The organism is Nocardioides alcanivorans (assembly GCF_021555175.1).
Taxonomy (GTDB): domain Bacteria; phylum Actinomycetota; class Actinomycetes; order Propionibacteriales; family Nocardioidaceae; genus Nocardioides; species Nocardioides alcanivorans.
Map to the genome: position 1 here is coordinate 117,970 of NZ_JAKGRW010000057.1, position 13,467 is coordinate 131,436.

14 protein-coding genes and 2 pseudogenes are annotated in these 13,467 nt (G+C 68.6%); 6 read left to right on the plus strand and 10 right to left on the minus strand.

The features are described from left to right. Positions 1-17 precede the first annotated feature (17 nt). Together L1066_RS25100 and L1066_RS25105 are read right to left on the minus strand one after the other, a co-directional pair. The gene (locus tag L1066_RS25100; protein WP_235739059.1) at positions 18-1,757 is read right to left on the minus strand and encodes a DEAD/DEAH box helicase; all 1,740 of its coding nucleotides are present in this window, start codon (positions 1,755-1,757) and stop codon (positions 18-20) included. Further along, a complete protein-coding gene (locus tag L1066_RS25105; RefSeq protein ID WP_235739060.1) occupies positions 1,730-2,956 on the minus strand; it encodes a deoxyguanosinetriphosphate triphosphohydrolase in 1,227 nt (408 codons plus the stop codon). Before L1066_RS25105 ends, L1066_RS25100 begins: the two co-directional genes overlap by 28 nt. 167 nt (positions 2,957-3,123) lie before the next feature. On the opposite strand from L1066_RS25105, the gene L1066_RS25110 reads away from it, so the two are divergent. Then, positions 3,124-3,726 (plus strand): class I SAM-dependent methyltransferase, encoded by a 603-nt coding sequence (locus L1066_RS25110; protein ID WP_235739062.1) that lies wholly within the window; start codon positions 3,124-3,126, stop codon positions 3,724-3,726. 88 nt (positions 3,727-3,814) lie between these two features. Here the strand turns inward: L1066_RS25110 and L1066_RS25115 are convergent, their stop codons facing one another. From L1066_RS25115 to L1066_RS25145, 7 genes are all read right to left on the minus strand, one after another. Beyond that, positions 3,815-4,219, minus strand: a complete 405-nt coding sequence (locus tag L1066_RS25115; RefSeq protein WP_235739063.1) for a VOC family protein — start codon at positions 4,217-4,219, stop codon at positions 3,815-3,817. A gap of 39 nt (positions 4,220-4,258) precedes the next feature. Next, positions 4,259-5,134, minus strand: a complete 876-nt coding sequence (locus L1066_RS25120) for a VldE C-terminal domain-containing protein (protein WP_235739064.1) — start codon at positions 5,132-5,134, stop codon at positions 4,259-4,261. Positions 5,135-5,292: 158 nt separating this feature from the next. Next, positions 5,293-6,435: a tRNA dihydrouridine synthase DusB gene (gene dusB / locus L1066_RS25125; protein WP_312008777.1), complete on the minus strand. Its 1,143-nt coding sequence runs from the start codon at positions 6,433-6,435 to the stop codon at positions 5,293-5,295. Positions 6,436-6,482: 47 nt separating this feature from the next. After that, complete coding sequence (locus L1066_RS25130) at positions 6,483-7,154, minus strand: hypothetical protein (RefSeq protein WP_235739066.1); 672 nt, start codon at positions 7,152-7,154, stop codon at positions 6,483-6,485. A gap of 71 nt (positions 7,155-7,225) precedes the next feature. Continuing rightward, a complete protein-coding gene (locus L1066_RS25135; protein WP_235739191.1) occupies positions 7,226-8,647 on the minus strand; it encodes a glycine--tRNA ligase in 1,422 nt (473 codons plus the stop codon). 32 nt (positions 8,648-8,679) lie between these two features. Beyond that, on the minus strand, positions 8,680-9,036 hold the full coding sequence (locus L1066_RS25140; protein ID WP_235739067.1) for an antibiotic biosynthesis monooxygenase: 357 nt from the start codon (positions 9,034-9,036) through the stop codon (positions 8,680-8,682). Further along, positions 9,036-9,350, minus strand: a complete 315-nt coding sequence (locus L1066_RS25145) for a DMT family transporter (RefSeq protein WP_235739069.1) — start codon at positions 9,348-9,350, stop codon at positions 9,036-9,038. Before L1066_RS25145 ends, L1066_RS25140 begins: the two co-directional genes overlap by 1 nt. A 158-nt stretch (positions 9,351-9,508) precedes the next feature. Here L1066_RS25145 and L1066_RS25150 point away from each other — a divergent pair. The 5 genes and pseudogenes from L1066_RS25150 (at position 9,509) to L1066_RS25170 (ending at position 12,728) form a co-directional block, all read left to right on the plus strand. Further along, positions 9,509-10,521 (plus strand): annotated as a pseudogene (locus tag L1066_RS25150) (metal ABC transporter substrate-binding protein). After that, the gene (locus tag L1066_RS25155; protein WP_235739070.1) at positions 10,515-10,934 is read left to right on the plus strand and encodes an ATP-binding cassette domain-containing protein; all 420 of its coding nucleotides are present in this window, start codon (positions 10,515-10,517) and stop codon (positions 10,932-10,934) included. Before L1066_RS25150 ends, L1066_RS25155 begins: the two are co-directional and overlap by 7 nt. A 46-nt stretch (positions 10,935-10,980) precedes the next feature. After that, positions 10,981-11,448 carry an ATP-binding cassette domain-containing protein gene (locus L1066_RS25160; protein ID WP_235739192.1) on the plus strand — a complete coding sequence of 156 codons (468 nt, stop codon included), beginning with the start codon at positions 10,981-10,983 and terminating at the stop codon, positions 11,446-11,448. After that, on the plus strand, positions 11,354-12,328 hold the full coding sequence (locus L1066_RS25165) for a metal ABC transporter permease (protein WP_249225462.1): 975 nt from the start codon (positions 11,354-11,356) through the stop codon (positions 12,326-12,328). Before L1066_RS25160 ends, L1066_RS25165 begins: the two co-directional genes overlap by 95 nt. Next, on the plus strand, positions 12,315-12,728 hold the full coding sequence (locus L1066_RS25170; RefSeq protein WP_235739072.1) for a Fur family transcriptional regulator: 414 nt from the start codon (positions 12,315-12,317) through the stop codon (positions 12,726-12,728). The genes L1066_RS25165 and L1066_RS25170 overlap by 14 nt, the downstream gene beginning before the upstream one ends. Here the strand turns inward: L1066_RS25170 and uppS are convergent. Next, a pseudogene (gene uppS / locus L1066_RS25175) lies at positions 12,679-13,466 on the minus strand (polyprenyl diphosphate synthase). The gene L1066_RS25170 and the pseudogene uppS overlap by 50 nt on opposite strands. Position 13,467 lies beyond the last annotated feature (1 nt).

The following is a 13,467-nucleotide window of genomic DNA, read 5'->3' on the forward strand; positions in this document are numbered from 1 at the left end:
CCGGAGTCACCTGTGGATCACGCCTGCCCGGACTCGGTGAGGCTGGACGTCGGGAGCCAGTCGGCGCCGAGCAGGTCGGCCACCACCGCCAGGCCCCTGGTGTCGCCGCCGACGGCGTCGGAGGCCGCCGCGATCCGCTCCACCATGACCCGCCCCACCCGCTCCTCGACGGTGTCCTCCGCGTAGGCGATGTGCCACGGCGAGACCTGGTGATCGCGATGGGTGCGGCCGGTGATCTGCCGACCCGCGATGCCGGAGAACCGCGCCTGGTGGAACACGCCGACGCGCGGGGTGGTCGAGGCCGTCAACCCGTCGGGGAGCAGCTCTCCGGCGTGCAGGCTGATCGATGCCACGACGGTCAGCACCGCCACGGGCGCCGCGCCGGTCTGGAATCGCAACCGCTCGGCCTCCGGATCGAAGCGTCCCTGTCCGTAGAGGCAGGCGACGTCGACCCCCTTGTCCTGCAACCGCTCCACGATCGGGTCAGCGGCCGTGCCCACGAACTCCACCGAACAGGCCACCTGCCGATCCGCTTCCACCTGTTGCGCGATCCACTCCACGGTCGAGTCGACGCGGATCAGCCCGGCCTTCTGGCGGAAGCGCAGCAACGCGGCCCGGCCACGCGCCACGTTGCGGCCTCGACGGGCCAGATTCATCTCGGCGCAGAACTCACCCCATTCCGCGTCGTACGCCGCCCGCTCGGCAGGGGTGAGTGTGACCGGCATGCCGGAGATCGGCACCGGCCCCCACGGAGCCGCACGGTGGATCATCGCGGGTGGCTCGGCCGCGGCGAGCCAGCCCCGCACCAGCCGCAGGTCCGTGGCTCTGCGCCGTGGATCCTCGGTCCACGACGGGCCGTAGCGGCCACGTTCGATGCCGATCCCCTCGCGCTCCAGCGCATCGGCGAACGCCTTGAGCCGCGCCGTCTTCGCCGCTGCATACCAGTCGCCGACCGTCTGCTCGAGCTCCTGCGCATACGCAGGGATCAAGTAGGGCAGCTCCAGGGGCGTGTGTCCGGGCGTCGCGGTCGCGGCGATGACGAACGGCGCCTTGGCGTGCGGTTTGGTCAGTCCGGACACCTTCACCCAGTGCTGCCACCGCTTCGTGGTGGTGTTGCGGACGGCCTGCGCCTCGTCGGCGATGACGACGTCCCACTCGTGTGCCGCGACCTTCTCCAAGCGGTCCCAGGTGATCACCACCCAGTCCATACCGCCGTCCCCGATCGCGGCGATCGTGCGACACCAGTGGCCGATCGTGATCTCGGCCGGGCGGTCCGCGACGACGAGCACCCGCTTCGCGCCCCGCAGCTTCCCCACCGCTCGCGCGCCGAGCACGGCGGTGATCGTCTTGCCCACACCCGGTTCGTCGGCGAGCAGGAACTGACGCCCGCCCGCATCGGCCCGGCGGGCGATCGCCTCCGCTCCGTCGAGCTGCAATGCTCGAGGCTCGAGTTCACCGGTCGCTGCCGGGTACGGGAGCCGGTCCGTCGGGTTGAGGGTGTTCTCGATGAAGCGGCCCAGCGTGTAGGGCCGGGGCGAGTACGCCGCCATCGGCTCCGGGAGCTGGGCGCCGACGTACAGGTGGGTCTTGAGCGTCGTATGCCAGCGCGCGCCGGTGACCTGCGTGCCGTAGGGGATGTCGAGCACCCACACCCGCTCCTCAGGCCCCGCGGTGGGGATCGGTTGAGCGGTCTTCCTGCGCGACGTACGACGAGTCCTGCGGGCCACGGTCACCCGCGGGTCAGTCGCGCGTGCCAAGCCGTCGCCGAGGCGTCGGTGAGCGAGGCAACCTGGTCGATCACGACGCGGAGTCGGGCACCGTCGTCGGCTGCTTCGGCGAAGTCGTCGGCGAACTCTCGGGCCATCAGCTCAGGCCGTCCGTCGAGCATCTCGACGAGCTCGGCGACCAACTCACGCTGCTCGGCCATGATCGTCCTCCGCTCCCCGCTCTGCATCACGAAGTGGGCGGCGACGCCCTTGAGCACGGTGATCTCCAGCAGCGTGTCATCGGGAACCACGAGATCTGCCGTGAACCGCCGCACCGGGTCCGGTCCGTTGGCTGCCTGTGCTGCCCCGCAGAAACGACCGATCAGGTCGCTGGTGAGGTTCTTCAGCGCAGCCGTCGACCGACGGCTCGCGTCCCACTGCGTGGTCGGCCAGCTCTGCATCACCCGCATGGCCCGCCAAGCGTCGTCGAGCACGTCATCGCCGGCGTCCGGCAGGTACCACCCACGCACGGTCTCCCACACCTCCTGCCGTCGAACGTCGTCCTCGAGCCACAGCAGATCGATGCTGCCGGCGACCACGCCGTCCTCCACGTCGTGCACCGAGTAGGCGACGTCGTCGGCCAGGTCCATCACTTGGGCCTCGACGCACAGCTGGCGCTCGGGAGCTCCCCGACGCATCCAGGCGAAAACGGGCAGGTCGTCGGCGTACGCGCCGAACTTGCCGCCCTCCGGGGGCCGCGCCCACGGATACTTCGTGCACGCGTCGAGGGTCGCGCGGGTCAGGTTGAGCCCGACCGAGCCACCGTCGGCGTCGAAGGTCTTGGCCTCGAGGCGGGTCAGGATGCGCAGTGTCTGCGCGTTGCCCTCGAACCCACCGCAGTCGGCAGCCAGCGCATCGAGCACCGTCTCCCCGTTGTGCCCGAAGGGCGGGTGCCCGAGGTCGTGGGCGAGCGCCGCGGTCTCGGCGAGGTCGGGGCTGCAGCCCAGCGCCCGGGCAAGGTCACGGGCGATCTGGGCGACCTCGAGGCTGTGGGTGAGTCGGTTGCGGACGAAGTCGTCACTCTGCGGCCCGACCACCTGCGTCTTGGCGGCCAACCGCCGCGACGCAGCAGCGTGTACGACGCGGGCCCGGTCCCGCTCGAAGGGCGCGCGGGTCGGCGCGATCACGCGTTTGGGCAGCTCCGGCACCAGCCGCTCGCGGTCGGCATCGTCGTAGAGGTCCTCGTTCATGGCACGCCGACCCTAGCCCGGCCGGGCCCGGATCCTGACCCGGCCCGCACACCCCAACTCCCCACGTGTCGAGTTGATGCGAGCGATTCCGGCGAAATGCGCGTGCAAGGCCCACGCCTGCGGACTTCGGCTGTTGTCCGCGCGTCGTACGTCCCTAGGATCACGTCATGTCGTTGGAGACAGTTCGTTCCGCCTACACCGCACGAGCGACGGAGTACATCGATCTGTTCGGCACCATCGAGGCTGCGGCCGAGCAGGACCGCGGCCACCTTCTCGCCTGGGCCCGGGCCGTCCGCGGGCGGATCGTCGACGTAGGCTGCGGCCCGGGTCAGTGGACGGGCTTCCTCCACGAGAACGGGGTGGATGTCGAAGGGGTCGATCCCGTGCCAGCGTTCGTCGAGGCTGCTCGTCGGAGCCATCCGGGAGTCGCGTTTCGCGTCGGGGACGCTGGGTGCCTCGACGCGGACGACGCCAGCTTGGGTGGAGTGCTCGCATGGTACTCACTCATCCACACCGCTCCGACACACCTCCCCGCTCTCCTCGAGGAGTTCGCCCGGTGCATCCGGCCGGGCGGCAGCCTGCTGCTCGGCTTCTTCCTTGGCCCCGAGCTCACCCCGTTCGACCACGCCGTGACGACCGCCTACTTCTGGCCGGTCGACCAGCTGACGGCTCGAGTCGAGGAGGCAGGCTTCACTGTCTCCGACATCCGCACCCGCGTCGACGCCGGGGTTCGACCACAAGGGACACTCATCGCTGACCGTTGCCCGTGACCTCTCGCCCTCGCCTGCGACCACGTGGCCGCCGGGCGAGACGTGCCCGGGCCAGGAGCTGGCCTGTCCACGCAGCCATGACGTCCGGTCAGGGCATCGGGTGCGGCGGCGTGGGCTGGGTGGCAACCCACCAGGTGACGCCCCAGGGGTCCTGCACCCCACCACGCAGGTCGTCGTCCTCGGTTGCCTGTTCCGGCTCACGGACGACGACTGCGCCGGCAGCGATCGCCCGATCGAAGGTGGTGCGCGCGTCCTCGACGTAGAGATGCAGGTGTGCGGGCGCACTTTCGATCTCGGTCGCGCCCCCACCGATCATCACGATGCTGTCGTCGATCCTGGCCTCAGCGTGCATCAGCGTTCCGTCCGGGCGGTCGAAACGTCGCTCCACCGTCGCGCCGAAGGCTGCTTGGAGGAAGGCGATGAGTCCCTCGGCGTCCTGGCAGATCAGGTAGGGGCTCAACGAGGGGTAGGAGCTCGGTTTCCAGTCGCTCACGCTTCCAGCCTAGAGCAACGCGTGCAGCGGCGGCCTGTCTCAGTAGGTCGTGACGTGCACGTGGTCGTAGTGGTTGGCGGTGGTGGAGCCACGATTGGACATCCCCCGCCAACCCTCACCGGAGCGCTGGACCGACCAGATCTTCTGCGAGTAGATGACGTAGGAGACGCCCAGCGCCTGGTAGTTGGCACGGATGTAGTCGGCGATCTCCCAGCCACGGGCGCCGCTGACCATGATGTCGACCGCAAGGCCCTGCGAGTGCTCACCGTCGCCCCGGAAGGTGCCATAGGTGGAGATCTCCGGGAATCGGGCGCAGACGGCTTGGTGCACCTTCACGATGTTGGCGCTCACGCCCGGGGCCACTGAGGTGCCGTTGCTGCAGACGCCACCGACCCCGTTGTCCAGCGGCTTCTCGTCGGAGAGGTACTTGGCGGTCACCCAACGGGCCTCGCCCTTCACGACGATCTCGGCGCGCTCGCCGGACTCCCGCCCCGTGATCAGCACCTTCTCGCCTGCCTCGATCTCACCGACCTGGGTCGCGTCGGCGAGTGCCGAGCTCCACAGGTTGAGACCCTCGGTCGTCCACCGCTCGTCCTTCGCCTTCTTCACGGCGGCCTTGGTGTCGGCCTGGACGGCCTTGCGGGAGTACGTCGCCCCGCCGGTCAGGTTCTCGTCGCGCGTCGCGCTGCGGGAGACCTGCTCGGGACGGGTCTGCTCCGCAAGTGCGGTGGCGGTCGAGGTGAGGACGTTGCCGATCGAGGCGCTTGCCGGGCCGGAGTCGCTCGGCGGGTTGGCGATGAGGACGCCCGCTCCCACGGTGGCGAGGGTGGCCAGGGAGGCGATGGGGGCGGCAACCTTCGCGACCGAGATCTTTCGGCGCGGCGGCGGTGCTAGGCGATGTCGGGGACTGGCCACAGGGCCTGTTCCTTTGCTTCAGCTGACAGGTCTGTGCCCGCGACAGCGAGTGGCCGAAGCGGGCACGAGGATCGAGTGAAACACATTTCAACCAAGAAATCCCATGCGCGGAGACCCAACTCACCATGCGGTCACCCACATCGCCGGTGCGCGGAGGCTCAGCCGCCGGACGAGGAGTCGACGTCCTCGACGAGGGCACAGTCGCTGCCGTCGGTGTCGTCCAGCCAGCCGTCGGGGAGCACCACTCGCTTGCGCGGCGCGCCCTGGCGACCCCGCGGCGTACCCAGCTCGGCCACTGGGAACGGCTCCGCCGGGTCGAGTTCGGCCAGCAGCGTGTCGAGCTCCGCAAGCGTGCTGACCAGCGCCAACGAGTGCCGCAGCGTGCCGCCCGCACGAAATCCCTTGAGGTACCAGGAGACGTGCTTGCGGAACTCCTTGCAACCGCGCTCCTCCCCCATGTGCTGGCTCAGCAGTTCGGCGTGGCGGCGCATCATGACCGTCACCTCGCCGAGCGTGGGCAACGTCGTGGTCGTGTCGGTCCCGGTCGCGAACGCAGCCGACAGGTCACGGAAGAGCCACGGACGCCCCAGGCAGCCACGGCCGACGACGACCCCGGCGGCACCGGTCTGCTCGACCATGCGCAATGCATCGGCTGCCTCCCAGATGTCACCGTTGCCGAGCACCGGGATGTCGACGGATGCGACGAGTTCCCCGATGGCGTCCCAGTCGGCGACGCCGGAGTAGGCCTGCACCACCGTGCGGCCGTGCAGCGCAATGGCTGCGACGCCGGTCTCCTGGGCGATGCGCCCGGCATCCAGGTAGGTGAGGTGCTCGTCGTCGATGCCCATCCGGGTCTTCATCGTGACTGGCACGTCGTAGGGCGCCGCGGCCTTCACCGTCTGCTCGAGGATGTCGGCCAGCAGCCCCCGCTTGTAGGGCAGGGCACCCCCGCCACCCTTGCGAGTGATCTTGGGCACCGGGCAGCCGAAGTTGAGGTCGATGTGAGCCACCCCGTAGTCGGCGCACAGGATCTCGGCAGCCTTCGACAAGTAGGCCGGATCCGTGCCGTAGAGTTGCACGCTGCGGGTGGTCTCGATCTCATCGAAGGTCAGCATGGCCTTCGTCATCGAGTCACCCTCGACCAGGCCGCGCGACGTGATCATCTCGCAGACGAAGGCACCCGTGCCGTGCTCGGCCATCTGCTCCAGGCACAGGCGCCGGAAGGCGGCATTGGTGATGCCAGCCATCGGCGCCAGCACCACCGGGCTGGCGAGATTCAGGGAACCGAGTTGCAACGACACCCAGCCATTGTCCGACCTGACGACGGACGCCCCAAATCAGCCGATGCTCAGTTGGACTTCTTCGCCTTCTTCTTGTTCTTGCCCTGCTTGGCCTTGCCGAGCTCACTGACCGCACCGGTCCACTCGATCTGGTCGATGCCCTCGGCCGGTTGCAGGGCAATGGCCTTCATCTGGGTCCCGGGGGCGGAGAGGAAGACCATGCAGACCTGGGCCTTCTTGCCGGGAATGAACTTCTTCGGCAACTCCCTGTTGTCGCAGGGCTTGAACGACGACGGGATGTTGACCGGCGGATAGATCACGTCGGACCCGTCGTCGAGATAGACGGGCAACGTGAAGCCGGAGAGATCGGCGTTGCCGACGTTCTCCACCTTGGCCCGCACGTAGTAGGCGGTGCCCTTCTTCTGCTCGGCGGTCAGCTTGAAGCCCTCGAACGACTTCATCGGCGCCTGCTCGACGCGCTTGAGCGTGATCTCGACGGCACCCTTGAGCTTCTGCTTCGGCGACCACGGCACGCGGGCCGTCTCGCCGAACTCCAGGTCTGCGCCCCATGTCGTGAAGCCGTTGTCCCCCACCGCAGGCGTGCCCTCGGCCGTGGGAGCCGCGGACTCCGAGGTCTTCTCCTTCTTGCTGTCGTCCTTGTCGTCCCCGAGCCCGCAGGCGGACAGGACGAGGGCGGAGGCGAGCAGGAACGCGCCGAGACGAGCAGGACGAGAATTCATGCGGCCCATTGTCCCTGCCGAGATGTCATTCCCCGGCAGGGACACGTGGGGTTTCCGCTTCGGACGCGTGATCAGGCCCCCAGCAGGCGCTCGGCGAAGTACGCCGACACCCGGTCAAGGCTGATCCGCTCCTGGCTCATCGTGTCGCGCTCGCGCACGGTGACCGCATTGTCCTCGAGGGTGTCGAAGTCGACGGTGACGCAGAACGGCGTACCGATCTCGTCCTGGCGGCGGTAGCGGCGACCGATGGCGCCGGAGTCGTCGAAGTCGACGTTCCAGTTGCGGCGCAGCTCGGCTGCGAGGTCCTTCGCCTTGGGCGACAGGTCCGCATTGCGCGAGAGCGGGAGCACGGCGACCTTGACCGGCGCCAGCCGCGGGTCGAGCTTGAGCACGGTGCGCTTGTCGACGCCGCCCTTCGTGTTGGGCGCCTCGTCCTCGGTGTAGGCGTCGACCAGGAAGGTCATCAGCGTGCGCCCCAGCCCGGCCGCCGGCTCGATCACGTAGGGCACGTAGCGCTCGTTGGACGCCTGGTCGAAGTAGGACAGGTCGGTGCCGGAGTGCTTGCCGTGCGTGGTGAGGTCGAAGTCGGTGCGGTTGGCGATGCCTTCGAGCTCGCCCCACTCCGAACCGGAGAAACCGAAGCGGTACTCGATGTCGATGGTGCCCTTGGAGTAGTGGCTCAGCTTCTCCAGCGGGTGCTCGAAGTGGCGCAGGTTGTCGGGGTTGATACCAAGATCCGTGTACCACCGGGTGCGCTCCGCGATCCAGTACTTGTGCCACTCCTCGTCCTCGCCCGGCTTGACGAAGAACTCCATCTCCATCTGCTCGAACTCACGAGTGCGGAAGATGAAGTTGCCCGGCGTGATCTCGTTGCGGAAGCTCTTGCCGATCTGGGCGATGCCGAAGGGCGGCTTGCGGCGGCTGGAGGTCAGCACGTTGGCGAAGTTGAGGAAGATGCCCTGGGCGGTCTCGGGGCGCAGGTAGTGCAGCCCGGACTCGTCCTCGAGCACCCCGAGGTGGGTCTTGAGCATGCCGGAGAACTCACGGGGCTCGGTCCACGCACCGCGGGTGCCGCAGTTGGCGCACGCGACGTCCTTGAGGTCCACGTCGTCCGGGTTGTCGATGCCCTTCTTCTCCGCGTACGCCTCCTGCAGGTGGTCGTAGCGGTAGCGCTTGTGACACGACTGGCACTCGGTCAGCGGGTCGTTGAAGGTGTCGACGTGCCCCGAGGCGACCCAGGTCTCGCGCGGCAGGATGATGCTGGAGTCGAGCCCGACGACGTCGTCGCGGCCCTGCACCATCGCCTTCCACCACTGGCGCTTGATGTTGTCCTTGAGCTCCACACCGAGCGGGCCGTAGTCCCATGCCGACCGGGTACCGCCGTAGATCTCACCGCAGGGGAAGACGAAACCTCGCCGCTTGGCAAGCGAGACGACCTGGTCAACGGCGGATGCGGGGGCTTTGCCACGGTGTTTCTGCTCCTGTGATCGGATGCGCCGACCGGCTGCCGACGCGCATCCCCAGCCTAGTGGTCCCGCCGGCCCCCACGCGCCTCCGGGTCACGGCCCTCGATCACCCGGTCAAGGTCTCCCAGGGGTACGCCGTCGCGCACCTCCTCGAAGGCGCTCGGCTCATCGATCGCGCGGCTCAGCAGTGGCACCGCGAGCAGCTTCGCCTCGTGACCGGCGAGGGCGCGACGATAGGCGCCGACACCTGCCCACGCGGACTGCAGCACCCAAAGCTCCGGGTCGTCGAGATTGCGTCCGATCCCGCCGGCGAGGTGGCCGGGAGCTGCGGCGTACAAGGCCTGCACCCGCTCCAACTGCTCGCGGAATCCCTCGGCCTCGGCGACCGGCACCCGGAAGCGGTTGACGACGAACATCAGTGGGCGAACTTCAGTCCGACGACGCCGGCCACGATGAGCATCAGGCACAGGGACCGCAGCACGGTCACCGGCTCCCCCAGGGCAGCCATGCCGTAGATCGCGGTGCCCACGGCACCGATCCCGACCCAGACGGCGTAGCCCGTGCCCACCGGGATGCTCCGCAACGCGATGGCCAGCCCAGCCATGCTCACGACCAAGGCTCCGCCGAAGACGACGCTGGGCATCAGCCGGGTGAATCCCTTGGTCTCGGCGAGCGCCACCGCCCACACGGTTTCGAACATTCCGGACACGATCAGCACCAACCAGGCCATGAGGAAACCTCCACAATCAGCCGCCGGGGGTGTCCCGGACGGTCGACGCCGTCGTTCCTTGGACCTGGTACGGCGTACCTCGTCAGGTTCAAGATCCACCCTACCCGAACTCGGTTTGACAATCATTCTCAAATGGCATGAGAATGATTCTCATGAACATGCGACTGCTCGTCCCCCTCGCCGCGACCGCCCTGGTTGCCTCCGGCTGCTCGGCCATCTCCTCGGCCCTCACCGGCGGCGACGGCGAGACCGAGTCCGACCAGGTGGCCGTCGCCTTCTATCCCCTCGAGTACGTCGCCGATCGCGTCGGCGGCGACCACTTCGACATCCTGACGCTCACGGCCCCGGGCCAGGAGGCGCACGACGTCGCGCTGAGCATCTCCACGACGGCTGCCGTCTCCGAGGCCGGACTGGTCATCTATGAATCCGGCTTCCAGCCGGCCGTCGACCAGACCGTGGCCCAGAACGCCAGCGGCCGCACGCTCGACGTGGCCGACGTCGTCGACCTGATCGACGCCCACCACGAGGCGGAGTCCGCGGACCACGACCACGACGACCACGAAGGTCATGACGACGAGCACGACCACGAAGGTCACGACGAGCACGACCACGAGGGCCACGACCACGGCGACTCCCACGACGGTCACGACCACGGCGACCTCGATCCCCACTTCTGGCTGGACCCGTTGCTGCTGGCCGATGTCACTGACGCCGTCGCCGACGAGATGATCGAGCTCGCGCCCGATCACGCCGACGAGATCCGCGACAACGCCGCCGACCTGCGCGCCGACCTCGAGCAGCTCGACCACGACTACACCGAGGGCCTCGCCTCCTGCGAGCGGGACACCGTCGTCGTCAATCACGATGCTTTCGGCTACCTGGCCCGTTACGGCCTGCACTTCGAGGCCGTCGTCGGACTCTCCCCGGCGCGGAGGCGACCATCGCCGACCAGCACCGGCTGCAGAACCTGGTGAAGGACGAGAAGATCACCACCGTCTTCTCCGAGCGGCTCGCCAGCGACAAGTCCGCCCGGACGCTCGCCGACGACGCGGGCGTACGCTTGGAGGTGCTGGACCCCATCGAGGGGCTCACCGACGAGACTGCCGATGAGGACTATCTGTCGCTCATGCGCAGCAACCTGACCAAGCTCCAGAAGGCCAATGCATGCTGAACGACGCCCCGGTGCTGTCCATCACCGACGGGACCGTGCCGATCGCCGGGCGCCCGGTGCTGCGCCACGTGAACCTGACCGTGCGCACCGGTGAGTTCATCGCCCTCATGGGGGCGAACGGCTCCGGCAAGTCCACGCTGTTGCGGGCGCTGACCGGCCTGCGCCCGCTCTCGAGGGGTTCGGTGGAGGTCTTCGGGGTCCCGCTGCCCCGCTTCAAGGAGTGGTCGCGCGTCGGCTTCGTGCCCCAGCGCTCGTCCGCCACGGGCGGCGTTCCCACTTCGGTCTGGGAGGTCGTCAGCACCGGGCGCCTGGGCCGTCGCCGGCTCGGGCGGCCCCTGCTCCCCGCGACCGGGCCGCGATCAAGGAGGCCCTCGAGGTGGTCGGCCTCCTCGACCGTCGCCGTGACGGCGTGAGCGTGCTCTCCGGGGGCAGCAACAACGAGCCCTCATTGCTCGCGCCCTGGCCGGCGAGCCCGATCTGTTGCTGCTCGACGAGCCCACCGCCGGCGTCGACCTGCCCAACCAGCAGGCGCTCGCCGACACCCTCGCCACCTTGAAGAGTCGCGGTGTCACCATCGTCCTGGTGGCCCACGAGCTCGGCCCCCTTGCCCCGCTGATCGATCGAGCGGTCGTGATGCGTGACGGCCAGGTTGCCTATGACGGCGCCCCGCTGGCCGACCACGAGGTCCACGGCCCGTTCTTCGGCCCCGGTCACCACCATCATCACCACCACCGCGAGCCCACTCCCGTGGACCACGTCCCCACGATCGCCTCCCCGTCGACTCCGCGAGCCAGGAGGTGCTGCCGTGATCGAGGTCCTCAGCTACGACTTCATGATCCGGGCGATGTTCGCCGCGGTGTTCACGGGTCTCTCCGCCCCGATCGTCGGCACCTACCTGGTGCAGCGCCGCCTCTCCCTCATGGGTGACGGCCTCGGGCACGTAGCCGTCACCGGCGTCGCACTCGGCCTGCTCACCAACACCTCACCGACATGGACGGCGGTCATCGTCGCCATCCTCGGCGCCGTACTCATCGAGGTGATCCGAGAGCGCGGAAACGGCGGCGGCGACGTCGCCCTGGCGCTGCTCTTCTACGGCGGCATCGCCGGCGGCGTGCTGATCACCGGCATCGCCGGGCAGTCGGCATCTCGCCTGCAGGAGTTCCTCTTCGGCTCGATCACGACGATCTCGGTCGAGGACGTGTGGGTGACCATGGCCCTGGCCGCCGTGGTGATGGTCATCGGCCTGGGCTTCGGCCCTCAGCTCTTCGCCGTCGCGCAGGACCAGGAGTACGCGAAGGTGTCCGGCCTCAACGTGCGCGCCTACAACCTGCTGCTCGCCGTGCTCGCCGCCGTCACCGTCACCGTCGCCATGCGCACCGTCGGTCTGCTGCTGGTCTCCGCGCTGATGATCGTGCCCGTCGCCGCGACCCAGCAGATCATGCGCAGCTTCAAGGCCACCTTGTACGGCGCCATGGCGGTCGGACTCGTCTCCTCCGTAGGCGGCCTGCTCATCGCAGCCTGGGCATCCTTCGAGGTCGCCGGCGTGTCTCCCGGCCCGACCATCGTGCTGCTCTCCCTCGCCCTCTTCGCGCTCACCTGGCCCTTGGGCGCCTACCTGCGCCACCGCCGGCGCCAACGAGCACCCTTCGACGAACTGCCACCCCTGTCCCACCACACGACCGGGGAACACCCACACGAACACGGTGACAACTGCGGACACACCGCAGTGCCGCACGGTGACCACGTCGACTACGTGCACGACGGCCACCGCCACGCCGCCCACGGAGAGCACTATGACGAGCACTGAGCCGACCCAACCCGAGTCACAGCCCCGCCCCACCCGTCAGCGCCTGGCAGTCGCCAAGGCGCTCGACTCGTTCGAGGGGTTCCGCAGCGCGCAGCAGATCCATGCGCTGCTGACCGAGTCCGGCGAGCAGGTCGGACTGGCCACCGTCTACCGGTCACTGCAACGGATGGCCGAGGCAGATGAGGTCGACACCCTGCGCACCGAGGAGGGCGAGGTCACCTATCGCCGCTGCTCGGACTCGCACCACCACCACCTGGTCTGTCGCTCGTGCGGGGCCACCGTGGAGATCGAAGGCCCCACCGTCGAGCGGTGGACCGAGAAGGTCTCCCGGGAGCACGGCTTCTCCGACGTCAGTCACACCTTGGAGATCTTCGGCACCTGTGCCACCTGCGCCCGCTGACCCCCGCCGTACCGAGTGAGGGTTCGCGCGTTCTGAGTGAAGGTTCGCGCGTTCGGTGAGGTGAGGGTAGGTCAGGCCGTCCCGTAGCGGCGGTCCCGGCGTGCGTAGGTGTCGATGGCCTGCCACAGGTGGCGTCGGTCCACGTCCGGCCAGAGCACGTCGGAGTAGACGAACTCCGCATAGGCGGCCTGCCACAGCATGAAGTTGGAGAGCCGCTGCTCCCCGACGTACGCCAGATCAGGTCGGCATCGGCCAACTCGGGCACGTAGAGATAGCGCGCGAAGGTCTTCTCATCGACCTTGTCGGGCTTCAACCTGCCCGCCGCCACGTCGTGGGCGAGGGCCTTCGCCGCATCGGCGACCTCGGCCCGCCCGCCGTAGTTGACGCACATCGTCAGGGTCGCGACCTTGTTGTCCTTGGTCATCTCCTCGGCGATCTGGAGTTCCTTGATCACCGACTTCCACAGGCGAGGTGCTCGTCCCGCCCACCGCACCCGTACGCCGAGTGCGTGCATCTCGTCGCGGCGCCGTCGGATCACGTCGCGGTTGAAGCCCATGAGGAAACGCACCTCGTCGGGCGAGCGCGACCAGTTCTCCGTGGAGAAGGCGTAGGCGGAGACGGCCTTCACGCCGATCTCGATGGCACCTTCGACCACGTCGAACAGCGAGCTCTCCCCTGTTCGTGGCCCGCCGTACGCGGCAGACCACGTTCCTTGGCCCACCGACCGTTGCCGTCCATG